This is a genomic window from Shewanella sp. cp20 (assembly GCF_000832025.1).
Classification (GTDB): Bacteria; Pseudomonadota; Gammaproteobacteria; order Enterobacterales; family Shewanellaceae; genus Shewanella.
Genome location: NZ_JPII01000017.1, coordinates 329,608 through 351,188, shown reverse-complemented (window position 1 = coordinate 351,188; position 21,581 = coordinate 329,608). Strand labels below are relative to the sequence as shown.

Annotated in this window: 19 protein-coding genes and 1 other RNA gene; 9 read left to right on the top strand and 11 right to left on the bottom strand. The window is 51.4% G+C overall.

The annotated features are described in order from the left end of the window. Window positions 1-113 precede the first annotated feature (113 nt). Window positions 114-785, top strand: a complete 672-nt coding sequence (locus tag DB48_RS06180) for a hypothetical protein (RefSeq protein ID WP_041509397.1) — start codon at window positions 114-116, stop codon at window positions 783-785. A gap of 187 nt (window positions 786-972) precedes the next feature. On the opposite strand, the gene DB48_RS19640 is transcribed toward DB48_RS06180, so the two are convergent. From DB48_RS19640 to DB48_RS06170, 3 genes are all read right to left on the bottom strand, one after another. After that, window positions 973-2,205: a site-specific integrase gene (locus DB48_RS19640; protein WP_082035591.1), complete on the bottom strand. Its 1,233-nt coding sequence runs from the start codon at window positions 2,203-2,205 to the stop codon at window positions 973-975. A 73-nt stretch (window positions 2,206-2,278) separates the two neighbouring features. Continuing rightward, an RNA gene (ffs, locus tag DB48_RS19835) (signal recognition particle sRNA small type) lies at window positions 2,279-2,375 on the bottom strand. A gap of 196 nt (window positions 2,376-2,571) precedes the next feature. After that, the gene (locus DB48_RS06170) at window positions 2,572-2,871 is read right to left on the bottom strand and encodes a ComEA family DNA-binding protein (protein WP_041509562.1); all 300 of its coding nucleotides are present in this window, start codon (window positions 2,869-2,871) and stop codon (window positions 2,572-2,574) included. Between the two features lie 392 nt (window positions 2,872-3,263). Here DB48_RS06170 and DB48_RS06165 point away from each other — a divergent pair, with 392 nt between their 5' ends. Further along, a complete protein-coding gene (locus tag DB48_RS06165) occupies window positions 3,264-4,655 on the top strand; it encodes an SLC13 family permease (protein ID WP_041509396.1) in 1,392 nt (463 codons plus the stop codon). 245 nt (window positions 4,656-4,900) lie between these two features. Here the strand turns inward: DB48_RS06165 and megL are convergent, their stop codons facing one another. The 6 genes from megL to pspA all read right to left on the bottom strand — a co-directional run bounded on the left by megL (window position 4,901) and on the right by pspA (window position 10,297). After that, complete coding sequence (gene megL, locus DB48_RS06160; protein WP_041509395.1) at window positions 4,901-6,076, bottom strand: methionine gamma-lyase; 1,176 nt, start codon at window positions 6,074-6,076, stop codon at window positions 4,901-4,903. Between the two features lie 125 nt (window positions 6,077-6,201). Then, window positions 6,202-7,296: a TIGR01620 family protein gene (locus DB48_RS06155; RefSeq protein WP_041509394.1), complete on the bottom strand. Its 1,095-nt coding sequence runs from the start codon at window positions 7,294-7,296 to the stop codon at window positions 6,202-6,204. Window positions 7,297-7,388: 92 nt separating this feature from the next. After that, window positions 7,389-8,831, bottom strand: coding sequence for a YcjX family protein (locus DB48_RS06150; RefSeq protein WP_041509561.1), 1,443 nt, complete (start codon window positions 8,829-8,831; stop codon window positions 7,389-7,391). Between the two features lie 140 nt (window positions 8,832-8,971). Beyond that, window positions 8,972-9,367, bottom strand: coding sequence for an envelope stress response membrane protein PspC (gene pspC, locus DB48_RS06145; RefSeq protein WP_011866291.1), 396 nt, complete (start codon window positions 9,365-9,367; stop codon window positions 8,972-8,974). After that, a complete protein-coding gene (gene pspB, locus DB48_RS06140) occupies window positions 9,354-9,593 on the bottom strand; it encodes an envelope stress response membrane protein PspB (protein ID WP_041509393.1) in 240 nt (79 codons plus the stop codon). The genes pspC and pspB overlap by 14 nt, the downstream gene beginning before the upstream one ends. A gap of 20 nt (window positions 9,594-9,613) precedes the next feature. After that, window positions 9,614-10,297, bottom strand: a complete 684-nt coding sequence (gene pspA / locus DB48_RS06135; protein ID WP_041509392.1) for a phage shock protein PspA — start codon at window positions 10,295-10,297, stop codon at window positions 9,614-9,616. A gap of 177 nt (window positions 10,298-10,474) precedes the next feature. Here pspA and pspF point away from each other — a divergent pair, with 177 nt between their 5' ends. The 7 genes from pspF to fabV all read left to right on the top strand — a co-directional run bounded on the left by pspF (window position 10,475) and on the right by fabV (window position 18,268). Beyond that, on the top strand, window positions 10,475-11,539 hold the full coding sequence (gene pspF / locus DB48_RS06130) for a phage shock protein operon transcriptional activator (RefSeq protein ID WP_041509391.1): 1,065 nt from the start codon (window positions 10,475-10,477) through the stop codon (window positions 11,537-11,539). Between the two features lie 87 nt (window positions 11,540-11,626). Then, window positions 11,627-13,267, top strand: coding sequence for an ABC transporter substrate-binding protein (locus DB48_RS06125; RefSeq protein WP_041509390.1), 1,641 nt, complete (start codon window positions 11,627-11,629; stop codon window positions 13,265-13,267). After that, a complete protein-coding gene (locus DB48_RS06120; RefSeq protein ID WP_041509389.1) occupies window positions 13,267-14,298 on the top strand; it encodes an ABC transporter permease subunit in 1,032 nt (343 codons plus the stop codon). Before DB48_RS06125 ends, DB48_RS06120 begins: the two co-directional genes overlap by 1 nt. Continuing rightward, on the top strand, window positions 14,285-15,175 hold the full coding sequence (locus tag DB48_RS06115; RefSeq protein WP_041509388.1) for an ABC transporter permease subunit: 891 nt from the start codon (window positions 14,285-14,287) through the stop codon (window positions 15,173-15,175). The genes DB48_RS06120 and DB48_RS06115 overlap by 14 nt, the downstream gene beginning before the upstream one ends. 12 nt (window positions 15,176-15,187) lie before the next feature. Continuing rightward, window positions 15,188-16,201: a peptide ABC transporter ATP-binding protein gene (locus tag DB48_RS06110; RefSeq protein WP_041509387.1), complete on the top strand. Its 1,014-nt coding sequence runs from the start codon at window positions 15,188-15,190 to the stop codon at window positions 16,199-16,201. Then, complete coding sequence (locus tag DB48_RS06105) at window positions 16,176-16,961, top strand: peptide ABC transporter ATP-binding protein (protein ID WP_011866299.1); 786 nt, start codon at window positions 16,176-16,178, stop codon at window positions 16,959-16,961. Before DB48_RS06110 ends, DB48_RS06105 begins: the two co-directional genes overlap by 26 nt. A 104-nt stretch (window positions 16,962-17,065) precedes the next feature. Continuing rightward, complete coding sequence (gene fabV, locus DB48_RS06100; RefSeq protein WP_041509386.1) at window positions 17,066-18,268, top strand: enoyl-ACP reductase FabV; 1,203 nt, start codon at window positions 17,066-17,068, stop codon at window positions 18,266-18,268. Window positions 18,269-18,977: 709 nt separating this feature from the next. On the opposite strand, the gene ppiD is transcribed toward fabV, so the two are convergent. Beyond that, the gene (gene ppiD / locus DB48_RS06095; RefSeq protein ID WP_041509385.1) at window positions 18,978-20,843 is read right to left on the bottom strand and encodes a peptidylprolyl isomerase; all 1,866 of its coding nucleotides are present in this window, start codon (window positions 20,841-20,843) and stop codon (window positions 18,978-18,980) included. A 226-nt stretch (window positions 20,844-21,069) separates the two neighbouring features. Beyond that, on the bottom strand, window positions 21,070-21,342 hold the full coding sequence (locus DB48_RS06090) for an HU family DNA-binding protein (protein WP_011866302.1): 273 nt from the start codon (window positions 21,340-21,342) through the stop codon (window positions 21,070-21,072). Window positions 21,343-21,581 lie beyond the last annotated feature (239 nt).

Genomic DNA, 21,581 nt, shown 5'->3' with positions numbered 1-21,581 from the left:
CAACTTAGTCATCGATTAGCCCCCGCCTACCCCCAATCCATTAGTCCCCCCCTTAAGAACACGAGGACTTAAGCCCTCACGGCTTTATTCACTTCACGGTAGGAGATTTAATCTTGAAACTCAATAAAAACCAAAGAGCACTATTAGGCAAGATAGTCTTGAGCAAAGAGTGTTTCGATAGGCGCGACAATACTTTTAAACTAAACGATTCAGCGATAGGGAGAAGCTTAAAAGTCTCTCGGGATAAAGTTGGTCGTCTCATGCGAACACTTAAAGAGCAAGACATGATCAGAGAGGTTATTAATGCTGACCAATCTACTGCCTTAATGTTGAGCCTATCCGCTTATGCAAAATTGCACCCTATAGAGCATCATTTTCACTCTATCCTATGGTCTCTTCGTGATTACAATGACGCGATAAACTTCACCAAAAAAGAGAGGCAAATAGGCTGGTTTGTTAACCCGGAAACAGGAGAGGTTCTAAGGAAAATCTATAAGCGTTGGTACGTTCTATATACTAACTACATCGAAGACTACTTCTATGACCGTTTTGGACCGTCAATGGAGTCAAGAAGAGTTGAAAGAAATAGGCACTACCTTAATCACCTCGATGAAGCATCAAAGGCCTTAGACATCAATGATACAGAAGAGACAGCTGATACCTTTGAACTGTATGACATCGACAACCAACCGAAAATCAAAACGATATCCCCCAAACGATTCAATGAAGTCATTGCTAGCCTCCCCTCAATAGTCATAGGACTAAAGTTCAAGAATGCGGCTTAACTAAAAGGTCACCCTGTAGTGTTCTGAACCATATCGCTTTAGTCTATATGAATATGGGTCATACAACACTGAAACCTCTACACCCTATGGTACACAAGGGTTTCAGGCCATCAAGGGGTGTGCGTTTTTTATTGGTGTAATCTGATGCCTGCTATTTAAGGAGCACCAGACTCTGTTCTAAAGGCAATCAAGCGTCACTCCAATCCAATGCCTTAACTAACCTCAACACATTCTCTACCTTGTACTCTTTGCCATATCGGTCAAAGGTTATCGAGCCATGAGAGTGCCCGAGTAACCCTGCCACTAGGTCAGAGCTAAACTCTTTATGCTTAAGCTGAGTGGCAACCGCATGGCGAATACCGTGCAGAGTATCCCGCTCGCTCCAGCCGAGTTTGGCCTTAAAGGCGTAGAACCATTTTGAGACCTGATGCGAGTAGCCTCTAGTCGCTTGCTTCTTAAGCTCTGGGAATAGTCGCTGGCGACCGTTAGCTTGTTGCTTTTCAACAAACTGAAGGAACCCCATGGCAATCAGCTTAGGGTGAATAGGTATGACGCGCTCACTGGTCACGGTCTTAATTGACTGGTCTGGGTGTGTCGCTCTAATCAGGATGCAGGGGTAACCGTCAATGACACTAAAGTCATCTAAGTAGAGTTGAGCTAGCTCCCCTATCCTTGCTCCAGTATAGGCTGCTAACCTTGGTAACCATGCACGATAAGGCATCTTATGCTCAGTAGTCGGCGGTATGTCCCTGAATAGTTGCTTGATTTTACTCTCGCTTAAAGCGTCCCTAGCTTTGGAAGCCTTGACCTTAGCCGATACCTTAATGCTTAAGCCTGTCATCGGATTAGCTGTACCATAATGAAGACTAGCCCACTTTAGTAAAGCCGATACTCGCGTCAATCGCTTGTTAACCGTAGATACTGATAGGCCAGCTTTAGTTGAGAAGTGTCGCTTGTATTCCAATGCCTTCGCCAAAGTGAATTGATTCAGCCGTATATCACCTAACAGGACAACCAAGTCCTTAAATGTCAGTCGGTTAACTTGTTCAGTGTGTGGTGACCAGGCTCCTTGTTTAAGCTTCTCTTGGCAAAACTCTTCAACAACCTGATTGAGTCTGGGTAACTTTGGAGGGCTAGCGTCGTGCTTGGGGGAAGCGATTGATGCCAATTCTTTCGGCGCTGAAGTGGTAATCGACTCTATGCTTTCAAGGCTACCAGCTTCGGCGACATTTTGTAGCTGACTCAACACCCGCCAAGATTTGCGAACAGCTTCCAATCTGTCTCTGGTAGCGAGTGACTTTCTGATTTCCCGCTTGCCTAAAATGCCTTGCTGAGACTCAGGCACGACAATACGCGCATACCAGATGCCATGACGAGATTGAAACAGATAGGGAGGGTTTTTAGATAACCTATTTATCATCGAGTGTACCACCAAGTGTATCACCTGAGGTATTTCTGAGTTAACTCGTTGATAATAGTTGAGATTGGAGGTTCCCCTAGAGCCACACCCCGGCACATGAGTCGCCTGCTGCGGTTGCTCCCTTCCGGGCCTGGCCGAGTTCACAAGTTATCATTGCGGGGGGACCCTAGGGTCACCATAGATGCTTAAGCAATTAAATCCTTAAGACGGCGTGCATTATCTACTATGGTAGCCCGGCGATCAAGTCAATATCCAAGAGTAATCGCCAGAATAGGCCCAACTGCCGAATCTATAAACAAAAGCCCGCGAGTGCGGGCTAAATTCCATCGACCTTTGGCGTCGCTACGGATGCCACTACAAATGTCACTACAGAGACAAGATCGCCCTATTCTGTTCGAGCACCTTGGGGCCGATACCTTTTACCCGGGTTAATTCTTCAATGCTATTGAAATTACCGTGGGCATCTCGGTATTCCACAATGGCAGATGCCTTAGCTTCACCTATCCCCTTGAGTTGAGTCAACTCTTGGGCGCTTGCGGTATTGATATTAACCTGAGTCAGGCTCGCCTGGGCCGTGTCAGCAGGTATAGAAACCTGTTCGGCAGCCAGAGCGGGAAAGAGGGAAAATGACGCCACGACGAGCGCGGCTAAAAGTAGGTTTTTCATTGAGGGGCTCTCCTTAAATATCCTTATGGTATGCATGGCCAACAATCCTTTTTCCTCGGCCACCTCGAAAACATAGAACAGCTTCAAAAATTTCGCCAATACGTGACAGACAAACAAACCACGCAGAGCCCGCCGAGAGGTGGATCACAAAATAAATTATATTAATTTATTTCAATCTGTTATTAATTAGCACCCCTTTACCCAGCCGCCGTAAAAAAAATTGATCGCCAAGCTTCAGCAACGCGTGATCAACACCTCATATAGCTCAAACAAGATGAAGCAGATCACGCCGCCAAAAGTGAAATATGTAGCTTTGCCACATAAAAAATTTTGTTGCGCCGCGCAACCGCTAGGCTAGTGTAGAGCGCCAAAATAATAATTAAGGAAGCCCTATGTCCCTCGACACCACACAAGAGGCGCTCGCCGCACCACCTAAGTCGGCGCCTCAAACCAACTTGCCCATCTTGTTTGGCGATATCCTACTCTTTGTCTTGCTATATAACTTTCTACCTTTCGAGCCAGGCGTAAATACCGGCATTGCCATCTTGGTCTTCGCCGCCGTGCTCTGGTTGACCGAGGCGATTCACATCAGCGTCACGGCCATACTGATCCCCATCATGGGGGTGTTGTTAGGGGTATTTGAAACTAAGACGGCCATGAGCAACTTCGCCAATCCTATCATCTACCTGTTCTTCGGTGGCTTCGTGCTGGCCGCGGCGCTAAGTCATCAAGGAATCGATAGACGCATCGCTCAGAAGGTATTAACCGCCTCCAAGGGTAAGCTCAGCATCGCCTGCATGCTACTGTTTGGGATCACAGCCCTACTCTCCATGTGGATCAGCAACACGGCCACCGCGGCCATGATGCTACCACTTGCACTTGGGATCCTGAGACAACTGGATTTTAAAGAACACAGAAGCACTTACCTCTTTATGCTGCTAGGTATCGCCTACTCGGCCAACATTGGCGGCATAGGCACTCTGGTCGGTAGCCCGCCAAATGCGATTGCTGCCGCCCAGGTGAGCCTGAGCTTCGCCGACTGGCTTGAATTTGGTCTTATAACCGTTGCACTGATGCTGCCTAGCATGTTGATTGCCCTCTATCTCTACCTTAAGCCCAATCTGAATGTGGTCTGTGATATCCCCAAGAGCAACGAGCACCTCAGCATGCAGGGCAAGCTTACCCTGCTGATCTTCATCACCACGGTCTGCTGCTGGATCTTTAGCAAGCCTATCTCCACCTCGCTGGGGGGAATTAAACAATTCGACACCATAGTGGCATTGGGTTCGGTAGTGATGCTCGCGGGGCTTGGCCTGGTCGACTGGAAGAAGATAGAGAAAACCACAGATTGGGGCGTGCTGATCCTCTTCGGCGGCGGTCTCACACTGAGCGCCATCCTTAAGGCCACGGGCACCAGCGTCTTCCTGGCACACTGGGTGACCGATATCTTTGGCAATACCCATATGGCGCTGTTTACCTTTGCGGTGATCTTCTTCGTGGTAATGCTGACCGAATTTGCTAGTAACACCGCCAGCGCCGCCCTCCTGGTTCCCGTATTTGCCGCCATCGCCGAAGCCCTTGGTTTGTCGCCGGTGATGCTCTCAGTACTCATAGGTATCGCCGCATCCTGCGCCTTCATGTTGCCGGTCGCCACGCCGCCGAATGCCATCGTTTACGGCTCGGGCTTTATCAAGCAATCTGAGATGATGCGCGCGGGGGTGATCATCAACTTCATCAGCATGTTGGCGCTCTATGTGATCGCCCATCTGTTCTGGACCATCTAATACCAATCGTAATAAACAATTGATCATTCTAGCTTGTTAAAACGCTCGATAACTGTATTAGTATTTTTAATTGTAGAATAACTACTTATCTAAAAATCCTGCTTTGTTCTCAAGCGTTTTTCCTGCGTTATTTCTGATCACATGTTTACTGTGATTGGTATAAAAGTAAAAAGCCTGCAATCGCAGGCTTTTTTATTGATCGAAGCTAACGGCTCACATCACTGTTATCGACTCAAAGCTTCAGACTATTCCCCGAAGGCCTGCGCCAAATCGGCAATGATATCATCGCTGTCTTCCAGGCCTAGGGAGATCCTCAACAGACTATCGCCTATGCCGGCGTCCATTCTGGCCTCTGGCGAATAGGGGGAATGCGTCATAGAGGCGGGATGCTGGATCAACGACTCGGCATCCCCCAGACTGACCGCAATTTTAAAGAGCTTGAGTCGATTAGCGAACGCCTTGGCGGCATCGAAGCTGCCTTTGAGTTCGAAGGCGACCACACCGCCGGCCCTTAACATCTGCTTACCCAGCAGGGCATGGCCCGAATGTCCCTTGAGGCCTGGATAATAGACTCTGGCCACCTTAGGGTGCTGCTGCAAATATTCAGCGACCCGCTCGGCGTTGTCGCAGTGGCGCGCTAATCTGACATCTAGCGTCTTCAGCCCGCGTAAGATCAGCCAGGCATCATGAGGCGAGATCACCCCGCCGATATCCTTGAGCACCTCAAGCTTGACCTTAGTGATCATCTCCTCACTGCCACAGACGATTCCGGCGATCACGTCACCATGACCGTTGAGATACTTAGTCGCGCTGTGGATCACCATGTCTATCCCCATGCTCAGCGGGCGTTGCAACAGTGGCGTCATAAAGGTGTTGTCGACGATACTGACCAGCTGATGGCGCTTGGCCAGTGCTGCAATGGCGGCGAGATCATACACATCCAGATGGGGGTTAACGGGCGTCTCGCAAAACAACGCCTTAGTGTTGGGGCGAATGGCCTGCTCTATGTTGGCCACCTCGCAAAAATCCACTAGGGTAACCTCGATACCGAAGCGTTTAAACTGCTCTGTCATCAAGGCAAAGGTACAGCCATAGACAGCCTTGGATGCAACCAGGTGATCACCTTGACTCAGGTTGGTCAACAGGGCCGCCGACACCGCCGCCATGCCAGATGCGGTCGCGGCAGCCGCCTCGCTGCCTTCCAGCACAGCCATCTTGCGTTCGAGCTCTGCCGTGGTGGGATTACCGAGGCGAGTGTAGATATAACCTTGTTGTTCGCCGGCAAAGCAATCACCGCCCTGCTCGACATTCTCAAAGGTAAAGGTGGCACTTTGCACCAAAGGGGATACCAAGGCGCCATGCTGATTGGCCTCATGCCCGGCATGGATCACCTGAGTGGCAAGTTTCCATTTATCTTGCATACACTTTCTCCGTCATACTCGCTGCCTATTATTGTTGGCATATTTTTATTGTCTTTGCGTGGCAGCGATGCACTAACTTGCCCAGTTTCAGGGCATAGAGTAAACCTGTCGCGAAAAATTATCCCCTACTTGGATGTAAAATCTTTGTTACGAACAGGCGTTTTACCTAGGACGCTGAGAGAGAAGTCTTTCAGCTCGCCAAGCAAAGCTGTGTGTATCTTGCTCAGCTTAGGTTGAGATTCTGGCGTAAACACCACGGGACGACAAAGCCGCATGGTCTGATAGCCTAAACGTGCGGTAAGCAGTCCGCCGCCTAGCCCCTGTGCCAACCTGGCGGAGAGCTTGCCCGACATCTCCAGCGAAAACAGCTGAGTCCCGATATCTGTGACTAGCTCACTGGTACCGGCATAGATGATGTTAGTGATCACCGACCGGATAAGTTTGATGCGGCTCCAGTAGCCCAGCTCTATGCCATAGCATCTCGCCAGCTGGGCGATCATCTTCTGATTGCGCCACAAGATGATCGCCATATCGAGCACGGCGATTGGGCTGGCCGCTAGCAAGAGCGCCGACTCACTGGCATATCTATGCACCAATTTCTTCGCCTTGCCGTCGACCTGGGGCAGGACGCTGCTCTCGAACAAGATCAAGCGCTCGGCGTCGTTATGCTCCTCGTGCACCAGGCGATAATAGCCCTTGGTATCGATATCTTCAGGCAGGTTCGAGATCAGCTTATCGATGAAGCTGTCCGCCTCGCCTCTCTGCATACTCTGAGATAAGCGCTCACTTACCGCTTGGGCCTCTTCTACCGCACGCAGCCGCCTTAATTGACGCCACTCTTTAACGCATATGGTTATCGCCCACAGACTGACGATGGCCGTGACGCCGCCATAGAGCCCAAATAACCAGGGGCTTTGCCCCCATGCCTCTTTTAAAGTCAGCACTAGCTCCACCAGCAATATGCTTCCTATGCCGAGCAATGATGCCTTGGCCAGCCAGGACCAGGAACGCGAGCCCATTCGAGATGGCGACGCACCATTAATGCCGTCAAGCTCGGGGACGAGTGCTTGAATCGCCGCCTCGTCGACCTCACTTGCCTCATCGTCTTCAAACACCACCTGGTCATCGAAGCGTTCGGCCGCCTTAAGCTGAGTGACGCTTAAGGCCTGCTCTGGCTCGAATACTTGTTTCTTTTCAATCTGCATATCGGCTTTTTTCATACTTGTTCTATCACGCTATCTTGCTAACCACTCTTGTATACACAGGAATCGCAATGGCGCTCTCTAATACGATGTCTTAACTACCGCCGGCATTAACTCAGCTTATCACCGAGCAAGAACTGCAACAGGTGATCCAGACGAATATGCTCAAACTGTGCCTGATGGCCAGACTCCGCCAGACGCGGCGGGGCAAAATCGACAAATTCAAACCCCTGTCGCTGCCAGAAATCACCACTGGGTAAGTGAGTGGGGACTTCGCCGGCGAACATAGTCACCTCTTGATTAGAGGCAAGCTCTATCCCCTTTACCACCTCTATCGATTTACCCTGACGCTGCACCATGCCGTGCTGAGTCGCCTTGATAGCGCTGATGGCCATCACCTCGACGTCGCATCCCTCAAACTGGGCATGCTGCTGGCTGCGCTTCACCAGATGAGACAGCAGCGATAACACATTGCCCTGCTGATCCCGCGTGATGTGGTCTACCTTACTGGCGGCAAACAGCAGCCTGTCGATTCGAGGCGCGAATAGTCGTCTCAGCAGGTTGGACTGGCCAAAATGAAAACTCTCCATGATGGCGTCGATCGCCCCTGTCATATCATCAAACTGTGCCTTACCACGATTGAGCGGCGTCAGGCAATCGACCAACACCAACTGGCGGTCGAACTTCGCAAAGTAGTCTCGATAGAAGGGTTTCACCACCTGGCTAACATAGCTGTGATAACGCTGCTTCAACACCTGATAATAGGAGTGCTTCGGACTCTCTTCGGCCGCATCTAACTCGGCCTCACTGAGATGCAGTAAAGGAAAAAACGCCAGAATGGGCGTATTGGCGAGCTCTCCCGGCAGCAACATGCGGCCGGGCTGCGCATGATAGAAGCCTTGCTGCTCGACTAAATCCACCAGCAAGGCCTGATAGAGGCTGGCGATCTGCTTTAATTTGAGTTCATCGGCATTCTGTGTCAGGTCTAGCGCTCTGCATGCCGACACGAAGGCCTGATAATGAGCGCTCTGGGACAACACGGCATCGCGGCGCGCCTGCACCTGGCACCAGGCCTTAAAACTCAGCTTGAGCATAGGCAGGTCCAACAGCCACTCTCCGGGGTAATCGACAATGTCTAAGTAAAGGGTCGCGCTGTCGGTAAATTTCGCCCTGAGCCCTGCGGCAGGCTGATATCGAATGGCTAGGCGTAGCTCGCTGATGGTACGGGTGGATTGGGGCCAGGCCGGAGTCTCGCCGCATAAGGCGGCCATGGCGCCCTCATAATCGAAACTCGCTATGGTCAGATCCGGTTGTAGGGCGCGCTTCACCCCGTGTAGACGCCCCTCGCGGGAGACCTGTAATAGTGACAGCGCATTGTGACGCTGACCGACCCCCGCATGTAGCAGTTGATTGACCAGTCCGGTAATGAAGGCGGTCTTCCCCGCGCCCGATAGACCTGTCACCGCCAGGCGTACATGGTTGTCAGTGGTGCGTTTAACCAGTGACTTGGAGTGATGGCCGAGTTGACGAAGTGAGCGGTTAAATGAATTCATCATTTGATTTTACTATTGCTAAGAGCTTTTTGGCTAAAGGCTAAAGGCTAAAGGCTAAAGGCTAAAGGCTAAAGGCTAAAGGCTAAAGGCTTCTCATCTTAATACGGCTAAGGGCGGTATGCACCGCCCATTGAAAGGATTTAAAGATTATTGATCTGTTGTTTAAGATCGAAACTGTCCGAGGTGACGTGCCGTTCGAGATTTTGCAACCTGAATTCTAAATCACGGAACTGGTTGTTAACGTCTCTTAAGGCTGCCTTAGCTGGCTCTCCTGCCTGCCATACCTTTTTCTTAACCTCGATCTCCTTGTGTTGTTGCTTGTTCTTTGCGCTGCCGGGTTTGATATCCAGAATCATCCAGAGTAGTACATAGATGATAAGAATAACGCCCGATCCCCCAAGCAAAAATATTGATGCGGCGACCACTCTGACCAACCAGGTCTCGAAGTTAAAGTAATCCGCGATCCCTGCGCATACTCCAGCTATCTTGCCTGACTCGGGGATTCGATATAAGGGTCGTCCCTTAGATTCGCTCATCTCGATTCCTCCACTGCGGGGCCTCGCTATCTAAAATCGCTTCCAATGTCTCTATGCGTTGGGCCATTTTATCAGCTTTGCCGATTAGCTCATTGAGCTGAGCATACTCTTCTTCAGTGAGTCCCTGGCTCACTTGGCGTTTGCTACGATAGTGCAGAACCAGCCAGATGGGCGCCACCACTACCATAAAGATAATAATTGGGGCTATTAGTAAATCCAAATCCATAACTCACCTCAGAATTGTTGTTATTTAGTCTGTTTCTTGGCTTTTGCTGCTTTTACCTTAGCCTTCAGGGCTTCTAGCTCTGCACTAACGGCATCTTCAGCTTCCAGCGCGGCGAATTCGTCATTCAGTGTCTTCTGGTTACCCAGATCATAGGCTTCCACCTGTGACTCCAGTCCTTCGACACGACGCTCATACTGCTCGAAACGGCTCATGGCATTGTCAATTTTGCTCGAATCCAGCTGACGCTTCACTTCCAGGCGAGAAGACGCAGTCTGCTTACGCATAATGATAGTCTTCTGACGAGCCTTGGCGTCGGCCAATTTCTCTTGCAGCAGGTTCACTTCCTCTTTCAGGCGAGCGATCTGCTCTTCGACAACCACTAACTCCTGCTCTAGGGTAACTGCCAGCTCACTGGCCTTTTGCTTTTCAAGCAGTGCGGCTTTAGCCAGATCTTCACGGTCTTTCGACAGTGCCAGTTCCGCCTTGTCCTGCCAATCCTGAACCTGCTCCTGCACCTTAGCGATACGACGAATGATCTCTTTCTTCTCCGCCAGTACCTTGGCCGAGGTCGAACGAACTTCCACTAACGTATCTTCCATCTCTTGGATGATCAGGCGAACCATTTTTTCTGGATCTTCTGCTTTATCGAGTAATGCGCTGATATTCGAGTTAATAATATCTGCAAAGCGAGAGAAAATTCCCATAATAGTGTCCTCAAATTTATGTTGGTTTCGCCTAGATTAATACATTAAGTGTGCCAACTTAACTATACCTACTAAAAACAATCAGTTAAACATATTTATAACTTTTTCTTTATTTTAATTCACAGGGCACATATTATAATTTTCACCAATAATTAGCGTGAAAGACTAAAAAATAAAGTGGCCAATCAATTTCAACAAGACAACCTCATAGGTCAGTCGAACGCTCTGCTGGAAGTCCTTGAGCACGTTTCAAAAATTGCCCCCCTCTCTAAGCCAGTCTTAATTATTGGCGAGCGCGGAACCGGTAAAGAATTGATCGCCGAGCGCCTACATTATCTCTCCAAGCGCTGGGATCAAAGCTTTATTAAGCTAAATTGTTCATCGCTCAGCGAAAACCTATTGGAGAGCGAACTCTTTGGCCACGATGCAGGCGCCTTCACCGGTGCCAACAAGAAACATGAGGGACGTTTCGAGCGCGCCGATGGCGGCACCCTCTTTCTCGATGAGCTGGCCAACACCTCGGGGCTGATTCAGGAGAAGCTGCTTCGCGTCATCGAATATGGCGAATTTGAACGTGTAGGGGGGAGCAAGACGGTGCAAACAGATGTGCGCCTGGTGTGCGCCGCCAACGAAGATCTGCCCTCGCTGGCAGAGGCTGGCGAATTTAGGGCCGACCTACTCGACCGCCTGGCATTCGATGTGATCACCCTGCCGCCGCTGCGCCATCGCCCCGAAGATATCATGCCCCTGGCCGAATACTTTGCTATCGGCATGGCCCGTCAGCTGAAACAGCCGCAATTTGATGGCTTTAGTCCCAATGCGGTAGAGCAGTTGATGGCATATCACTGGCCGGGCAATATCCGTGAGTTAAAAAACGTGGTCGAGCGCGCCGTCTACCGTAATACGGATCTAGAAGAGCCAATTGACAGCATAGTCATAGATCCCTTTGCCTCGCCCTACAGGCCAACCAACCGTGTCAAGACTAAGTCCCGCCAGGTGCAGAGTGAGCCGGCAGTTGAACAGGAGACATCGGCGGTCTCAGCCCCCTCCAGCCAGGCTAACGAGCTAGCTATCAGCTTCCCTCTAGATTTTAAGGAGCACTGCGAACAGCAGGAGATAGCCCTGCTCAAGAAGGCACTGGAATCAGGGCAATACAACCAGAAGAAGACGGCCGAGCTGCTCGGGCTCAGCTATCACCAGCTGCGAGGCATCTTAAAAAAATACAACTTACTGGACAAATGAGACCATCAGGGGCAGATGATGTTTGCCCCTGACTCCTTCCCACTGTTAAAATAAACCTCTCCATTCAAATAACTATTACATCTGCTGATGAAAGAGCTGCTCAAACGTCTCACGTTAGGTTCGGCGTTTTGTTGTATCGTGCCACTGTTGTCGGCCTGTGGACCGACGCGAGTGCCCTCGGGATTAGTCTATTGCTCTGAAGGCAACCCAGAGTCCTTCAATCCCCAACTGGTCACCTCTGGCACCACGGTCGATGCAACCTCACAGCAGCTTTACGACGGTCTGGTGGATTATGATGCCAGAACCGGTGAGATGACCCCGTCACTCGCCACCTCCTGGCATCTGAGTGACGACGAAAAGGTCTACACCTTCGAGCTACGCCAAGGCGTGCAATTTCATCGCTCCGAACGCTTTACTCCAAGCCGCCAGTTTAATGCCGACGATGTGGTCTTCTCCTTCAACCGCATCATAGATACCGACAATCCCTATCACTTTGTCTCTAAAAGCGGTTATCCCTTCTTCCAGAGCATCGGCTTTGCCGAACTTATCGACGACATAGAGAAGATAGACGACTACCACGTTGCCTTTCATCTCAAGCATAAGGACGCCTCCTTCCTGTCAAACCTGGCGACCGGCTTTGCGGTGATCCTCTCTAAAGAGTATGCCGACCATCTGCAGCTCTTAGGCCAAGAAGAGTTGTTGGATAAACTGGCAATCGGCACCGGGCCGTTTAGGTTGATCGATTATGTGAAGAACGACTTTATCCGTTACTACCGTAACCCTGATTATTGGCGTCTCACGCCCGAGGTCGACCAGCTGGTATTTGACATCACACCGAAGAGCACCACACGTCTGGCTAAGCTGATCACCGGCGACTGTAACGTGTCGGCCCTGCCCAAGGCGGGTGAACTGCCCGTGGTTATTGAGAAAGAGGAGCTCGAGGTCGAGTCCCTGCCCGGGTTTAATGTCGCCTTCTGGGCCTTTAATACCGAGCGTATTCCCTTCAACGATGTCAGGGTGCGCCGTGCATTGGCCCACGCCATAGACAAAGAAAACATCCTCAGGGCCGTATACCAGAAGACGGCCGAAGAGGCCGTTGGCCTGCTGCCGCCACTCTCCTGGGCCTACTCGGCCAACGAGAAGATGATCGACTACAACCCAGAGAAGGCGCGCGAGCTCCTCAAAGAAGCCGGGGTAGATAAGCTCACCATAGACATCTGGGCCATGCCGGTCGCGCGTATCTACAACCCCAACGCCCACAAGACCGCCGAACTGATCCAGGCGGATCTGGCCAACATAGGCGTCAAGGTCAATATCGTTAACTACGACTGGAGCGTCTTCAACCAGAAGCTAAGCCAACGCGGTTACGATTCGGTATTAATCGGATGGAACGCCGATAACAGCGATCCCGACAACTTCTTTACCCCAATCTTGAGCTGCGCCTCGGTGGGCTCAAATAGCAATCGCTCGCGCTGGTGCGACCCCGCCTTCGACCATATTCTCAATGCGGCTAAGTCCACCACAGACAGAGAGAAACGTGCGCGCCTCTACCAGGAGGCAGAGCAATATGTAGCAGAGCAGGTGCCTTTGCTCCCCTTTGCCCACGCCACGCGCATGGTGGTAAAACAAAAATCGGTAACCGAAGCTAAGCTAACCCCCTTCGGTGGCATCTCCTTTACCAAGACTTCCCCAAATCGCCCTGAAGGCGATAACAAGGAGAGCAACTGATGGCCAGATATCTGATCCGCAGGTTAAACCTTTTCCTGGCGACCTCACTGGTTCTCTTCCTGGTGATGTTTATCGTTACCAGCAAATTTCCCGTCGAACATACCTTCGCCTTGACCGGACTGCAGTCGCCGACCAGCCAGGAGCTGGCACAAATAGAAAGCGACTATCAACTCGATAGCTCACAGCTGCATCAGTTTTTCGCCTACCTGCACCAGCGCTTATCGGGCAACCTGGGGATTTCGGCCACCTCGCAGAATCCGGTGATCGATGAGCTCACCGCCGTGCTGCCCGCCAGTTTCGAGCTGGGAATTGTCGCCGGGCTGATCGCCCTGGTGTTGGGGCTGCCTCTTGGGGTACTGGCCTCTCTGAGCAAACATAAGATCACCCAGCACACCATCATGGCCATCACCTTAACCGGCTATTCCATTCCGGTATTTTGGCTCGGTCTGTCGCTGTCGCTCTGGTTTGGGGTGCAGCTGGGCTGGCTGCCAATTTCGGGACAAATAAACCTACTGTACGACATACGCCCGGTGACCGGCTTTTTGCTGATCGACACCCTGCTGTCGGATTCGCAGTACGCTACCTCGGCCTTTATCGATGCCCTGCTGCATATCATCTTGCCGGCGGTAACCCTGGCAGTACTGCCCTTTACCGTGGTGGTGCGGATCACCCGTGCGGCGATGATCGCCATCATGGAGCAGACCTATATTAAGGCCGCCGAAGCTCGTGGCTTACACACCAGCATCATAGTGCTGCGTCACGCCCTACCGAACGCCTTTATTCCCGTGCTGAAAAACCTCGGCCTGATGCTCGGCGCCTTTGCCAGTTATGCTATGGTGGTGGAAGTGATCTTTAGTTGGCCAGGCGTGGGCGCCTGGCTGGTCTCAGGGATTTACCAACGGGATTATACTGTGATACAGGGTGGGATCCTCGCCGTCGCCTTAATCATCATCTTCTTAAGCATTCTTATCGAGGTGATCCATACGGCAATGAACCCCCTCAGCAGGAAAGAGCTCTATGCCGCAAATTAAAATCTATCAGGAAGACCATATCCCCTCGCCGCTGAGCCGGATCTGGTCCGCCTTTACCGACAACCCCTTCGCCTTTGCCGGACTTTGGGCCGTCTGTTGTCTGCTGCTACTGGCACTGTTTGGTCCGCTGATCGCCCCCTACAGCCCAGAGCATCAAGATCCCCTGGCGCTGCTGCTGACCCCTTCCTGGGAGCCAACCGGCACGGTCGAGCACTTCCTTGGCACCGACGATTTAGGCCGCGACATCTTTAGTCGCCTGCTCCATGGCGCTCACCTGACCTTCGGCATGGCACTGGCAATTGTTATCACCGCCCTGCTGCTGGGTTTCATCATAGGTTCTATCTCGGGCATGATGAAGGGACTCAAGTCGAGTATCTTGAGCCACCTGCTCGACGCGCTGCTATCAATTCCCTCGTTGCTGATGGCCATTCTGGTGGTCGCGGTCACAGGGCCAGGTCTTGGCAACGTCTTCTGGGCCGTGGGCATCGCCCTCACCCCGCAGTTTGTACGCGCCATTCATCAGGCGGTACATGAAGAGCTACAGAAAGAGTATGTCACCGCCGCCAGACTCGATGGTGCCAACAGCCTGCAGATCTTCTGGTATGTGATCCTGCCGAACGTCATGGACACAATGATCATTCAGACAACCTTAGGGATCTCGGCCGCTATCTTGGATATCGCAGCCCTGGGCTTCCTTAACCTAGGCGCCCAGGCACCTAGCCCGGAATGGGGTGCCATGGTGTCTCAGGGATTGGACAACCTGCTCACCGCTCCCTGGACGGTCACCATTCCCGGCGTCGCCATTCTCTGTAGCGTGCTAGCCATTAACCTAGTGGGAGACGGACTGCGTTCGGCCCTCTCGCCGATTCGCTCCTAACGAGACGCACCTATGCCATTACTGGACATTAGAAACCTCACCATAGAACTGGATACGCCCCATGGCCGCGTGAAAGCCCTGGAGCGTGTGAGCCTGACCCTGAACCCGGGCGAGGTCCACGGCCTTGTGGGTGAATCCGGCTCAGGCCGAACCTTGCTGGCCAAGGCCATCCTGGGGATCCCGGGACACAACTGGACCATTCAGGCGGACCGAATGATGTGGGATGGCCAGAACCTGATGGACATGTCGCCCAGCGAACGTCGTGTACTCATGGGAAGCGAGATGGCGATGATCTTTCAAGATCCCATCAGTAGCTTAGACCCGGCGATTGCCGTCGGCACTCAGATCATCGAGGCGATGCCGGAAAACAAGGAACTCCCCTGGTGGAAACGCGGCAGCGATAAGCGCAAGAAGGCCCAGCAGTGGCTGCATAAGGTGGGTATCAAAGAGACCCAGAAGATCATGTCCAGCTACGCCTGGGAACTCTCCGACGGCGAATGCCAGAAGGTGATGATCGCCATCGCCGTTGCCAACCAGCCTAGGCTGCTCATCGCCGATGAGCCTACCAACTCGATGGAAGTCCGCACCCAGGCGCAGATCTTCCGTCTACTGAGTAAGCTCAATCAGCTACAAAATGTATCTATTCTGTTGATTAGTCATGAATTAGAGACGCTTTCTCAGTGGTGCGACCGCCTAACCGTCATGTACAGCGGTCAGGTGATGGAATCTGGAGTCACCAGTGAAGTGATCGCCAATCCCTATCACCCTTATACCAAGGCGCTTTTGGATAACATTCCCGATTATTCCAATCCTGAGCACCACAAGACCATGATGCAGACCCTGCCAGGCTCGGCGCCGGCGCTGCAGCATCTGCCCATAGGTTGCCGACTCGGCCCCCGTTGCCCACAGGCGCAGAAGCTCTGCGTCAATCAACCTAGCCTGTGTCACCAGAAAGATCGCTATTTTGCCTGTCATTTCCCTTATCACAATGAGCCATGCCATGAAGAGCCCCTTACTAAAAGTTAATCGACTGAGTAAAACCTTTTTTGCCGGCTATAAGGGATTTAAGCGCCAGTATAACCACGCGCTGGAGCCCATCTCCTTCGAGCTTAATCGCGGCGAAACCCTGGCGATTGTAGGCGAAACCGGCTCGGGCAAGAGTACCCTGGCCCGTATATTGGTAGGCGCAGAGCAGCGTACCGATGGCGAGATCTTGTTTGAGGGCGAAGCGCTGGAGAGCCGCAACCTGAAGCAGCGTTGCCGCCTGATCCGCATGATTTTTCAAGACCCCAACACCTCACTCAATCCACGCCTGACGGTGGGTGAGCTGCTGGATGAACCCTTAAGGTTCAATACCGATCTGGACAAGCAGGCACGCTTTGCCCAGGTGGTCGATACCCTAAGAAAAGTCGGCCTGCTGCCCGAGCACGCCGACTTCTACCCTCACATGATCTCAGAGGGGATGAAACAGCGTGTAGCAGTAGCCAGGGCCTTGATGTTAAACCCAAAAATCATCATTGCCGATGAGGCGTTAACCGCGCTTGACCTCTCGGTTCGCTCGCAAATTCTTAACCTCCTGCTCAAGCTGCAGCAGGAGATGGGACTCTCCTATATCTTTGTGTCCCACAACATGAATATCATTCGCCATTTCAGCGATAAGATCATGGTGCTGCACCAGGGCAAGATGGTGGAAAAGGCCACCACGGAGAAGCTGTTTAACGCCCCTGAGCATGAATATACCCAGCGTCTGATCCAGGAACAGACCATGTTTTCCTACAAGCGTTAAACTGATCCAACCACTGGAACATTAACGTCTTATTATTAAAAAAGGTGTGCCATTTCAGCTTGGTTTAATTATCCTTATGGCACTTTTTCAAGAGAAGCAGAAACATGATAATCAAACCCAAAACACGTGGCTTTATTTGTACCACCACTCATCCGGTTGGCTGTGAAGCAAATGTACTAGAGCAAATCAACATCACTAAGGCAAAAGGCCCTGTCGCCAACGGCCCTAAGAAAGTATTAGTGATCGGCTCTTCAAGTGGCTATGGTCTATCTTCACGCATCGCGGCAGCCTTTGGCAGCGGCGCGGCAACCCTCGGCGTCTTTTTTGAAAAACCAGGCACCGAGACTAAGCCTGGTACGGCTGGCTGGTATAACTCTGCCGCCTTCGACAAGTTTGCAAAACAAGACGGTCTCTACTCTAAGAGCCTTAACTGTGACGCCTTCAGCCATGAAGCCAAACAGAAAACGATTGAGCTGATCAAGCAAGATCTGGGTCAGGTAGACATGGTCGTCTACTCGCTGGCTTCTCCAGTAAGAAAGCTGCCTGACAGCGGCGAACTGGTGCGCTCATCTCTGAAGCCAATTGGCGAGCCATACAAATCTACTGCGGTTGATACCAATAAAGACCTGATCATCGAAACCAGCGTAGAGCCCGCTACAGAGCAAGAGATCCAAGACACTGTTACCGTCATGGGCGGTCAGGATTGGGAGCTGTGGATCAATGCTCTGGCAGAGGCCGGTGTTCTGGCCCCAGACTGTAAGACAGTTGCCTATAGCTACATAGGTACCGAACTGACCTGGCCTATCTACTGGCATGGTGCCCTGGGCAAGGCCAAGATGGACTTAGATCGCGCCGCACACGAGCTTAACGACAAGCTATCGGCCACCGGCGGTAGCGCCAATGTTGCCGTGCTTAAGAGTGTGGTCACTCAGGCCAGCTCGGCCATTCCTGTTATGCCACTCTACATCGCCATGGTATTTAAGAAGATGCGCGAAGAGGGCCTACACGAAGGCTGTCAGGAGCAGATCAACCGTATGTTCCACGAGCGCCTCTACCGCGCCGATAGTGCCGCGCCGGCTGTCGACGATGCTAACCGCCTGCGCCTGGACGACTGGGAGCTACGCGAAGATATTCAGCAGCATTGCCGTGACCTATGGCCAACCATCACCACAGAGAACCTCAGCGAACTCACCGACTATCGTGAGTACAAGGAAGAGTTCCTCAAACTATTCGGCTTCGGTATCGAGTCTGTGGACTACGACGCAGATGTTAACCCAGAGGTGAACTTCGACGTCGAGCAGTTCTAAATCGCTCCAACGTCACCTCATAAGCCACGGCCAACGCCGTGGCTTTTTATTTTCAGTGCTGCTCTAAGCAACTCACCTAAGTGTCTAACCTAAGTGCCTAACCTAAGTACCTCACTTAAGCATCTCACTTAAGTAACTGGTCTAAGCATCTGATCTAAGCACCTCGCTTAAGCGCCTCAGCGGTACCTGACGCCTTAAATCACTACAGCTCCCACCTTGGGGCTTACCTACTCAGCCTTCTCTTTATAGCAGCTCTTTACAGCGCCTCTATCTAACCCATTATGATGCGGCAGTAGATAGTCTCACTATCTAGACAATAACCGATAGACTTAATAACGCAGGCGATTAGGACGCCGGTGCTTAGGACTCGCGTGACAAGCGCCAAGCGTTAAAACCTCGCCATCCACGCGATATAAACCCCTTTGCTCGCATACGCGCCTAAGGGATTTAGCAGACAAACTCCCTAAGCACTCGCCCCGGCTAAGCCCGCACCCAAGGCTTACTCAGACACAAACCGCTGGGCTGACTTCAATGTTTGGAGAATTAATGTTTGGAGAATTAGTGCTTGGATGATTTAGTGCGGAGACGATTGATTCTGCGTTCAAGGACAGATGGATAGGCAGTTATGCCCCTCTCGAGGAATACTTTAAAGACAAAAAAGCCAGTCACTGGGACTGGCTTTTAGTCACTTATTTCGCTTTAGAAAAAATTACTCGGCTGGTGTGTAAACCACTTCCGCCTGAGCCTTCAGCGCCGCGATAAGCGCGCGGTAATCGTTTTCACTGTACTGTGAGTTCAAACGTTGTTTAAGTGCCGTTACCAGGCTCTCATCCACACTCTCGGCTTGATTCACCTTATCGAGGATCACCACGGCATAACCATTAGCCAGCGCCGCAGTATCGACCACGAACTGACCAGCAGGCTGCGCCATCTCGAATGCCTTGCTGACGATAGAGGTATCGATACCTTGCTCGCCACGGCTCAGCTCGGTACGAGCTAGCATATCCGCTGGAACTTCGCCGCCCTTAATGGCCGCCATCATCTCTTGTGCCTGGTCACGGGCCAGCTCGTTGGCTTTATCTTGCTTGAGACGCTCGATGATTGTCGCCTTCACCTCGGCAAACTCCATGGTACCCGCCGCGGCATGCTTGTTCACACGTACCACGATCACGTGGTTGTCACCCAGTTCGATCACATCACTGTTCATACCGTCAAGCAGCACTGTATTAGAGAACGCCGCCTTGATGACGTCGGCCGAGTTAAGCGGCTCAGGTGCGTTGTCGCGGGTAAATACCGGGCTAGTCTTCACCTCAACGCCCACTTCTTTAGCCGCCTCGGCTAGCGTATCAGGCACTTCATAGCTCACGTCAGACAGGCGCTGTTGCAGGGTATAAAACTCGTTAACCGCCTTGTCTTGCTGGATCTGCGCAACAATCTTGTCTTTCACCGCCTCAAATGGAGAGGTAGATGCCGCCTGTAGATCCAGTAGCTTGATGATGTGATAACCGAAACTCGTCTTGACGATGTCTGAATTCTGGCCTTTTTCCAGGGCGAATAGCGCCTGATCGAAAGGTGCTTCCATCACGCCCTGCTCAAACCAATCCAGCTTACCGCCCTGCTCACCGCTGAAGCTGTCGTCAGAGTCAGTCTTGGCTAATGCGTCGAAATCTTCACCCGCCTTCAACTTAGCCAGAATCGCTTCTGCCTTAGCCTTAGCTGCGTCTTCGTCGTCACCTAGGCTCACCAAGATATGCGCGGCAAGACGTTTCTCAGGCTGCAGATATTGCGCCTTGTTCTCGTCATAGTAGCTCTTAGCATCTTCATCGCTCACCTGAATTGCCGAGGCCAACTGATTGGCACTTAGCTCGATATAATCCAGTGCGATGGTCTCAGGACGCACGAACATTGACTGGTTTTGCTGATAATAGGTATTCGCTTCTTCGTCACTCACGCTCACACCCGCCAGTAACGGCTCGGCATCGACCACATGGTAACGAATGTCACGGGTTTGTCCCTGGATCTTGGCCAGATACTCGGCTTCACCAGGCAACACAAATTCAGAACCGACAAGCGTCACCACTAACTGACGACGTGTCATGTCACCACGCATCATGTCGCGGAAGCTGTTGGCCTGATAACCTAGCTGACGAATAAGCGCAAGGTAACGGTCGTTATCAAACTTGCCATCAACCTGGAAAGCCGGCTCGTTCATGATAGCCGCCTTGATCTGTTGATCAGACACGGTAAGGCCCAGGTCCGCAGCGGCTTGATCCACCAACTTGTCGGCGATCAGGCGCTCTAATACGTTCTGCTTGACGCTCGCCAGGTAGCTTTCGTTGCTGGCCAATGTGTTGTACATGTCACCCAGTTGCTGCTCTAATCGAGCACGCTCGCTTTGATAGGCTTGCTCCAGTGCAGATTTACTGATCTCTTCACCATTAACCGTAGCCGCGCTCGGCTCAGAAGATGAACCCAAATAGCTACTCACGCCAGTAAATGCAAAGGACAGAATAACAAGAACGAGAATGCCTTTAGCAATCACGCCCTGTGAGCCTTCGCGAATCTTTTCTAACATCAGACTTCTCGCTCGTTGCAATAAAAATAAAAAGGCGCATCACCTATTGGAGGATGCGCCATTTCTGTAATTTGTAGACCTAGTTTACACAGTGCGTAATGTTAGGCCAACGGCTTGATAATGAGGGTATACATTATCAAAACCCTTACTCGTAAAAAGCACTGCCTAAACAGTGCTTATCAAACTACTCATAAGGTTTACAAAGGCCACCTTAACTAAGTGTTTCTTAGTTAACAGCGTCTTTAAGTGCTTTACCGGCCTTGAATGCTGGAATGTTTGCCGCAGCAATCTTGATCTCTTTACCCGTCTGTGGGTTGCGACCAGTACGCTCTGCACGTTGACGCACTTCGAAAGTACCAAAACCAACTAGAGAAATTTTATCGCCATCTTTTAGGCCGTCAGTCACAGCAGAAATAAAAGAATCTAGAGCACGACCAGCTGCTGCTTTAGAAATATCAGCGCCAGAAGCGATTTTCTCGATTAGTTCAGATTTGTTCATGTCATCCCCTTGAATTTAATTTTTGCGCCGCAACCAAATCCTTCTCTAGAGCGGTCTGCGGAGGCTTTTTATAACAAGCTTGAAACTAAAGTTCAAGCCAAATAGGAAAACCTAAGAAATAAAATTGGAATAAGCCTAAAAACCAGCAGCGCCAAGGGCTGCAGCTAAAATGCTATCCACAGACCTAGGCTACCACAGGTTTAGATTTTAAAAAGCCCCTTTTTGCATTTTTTTTAATG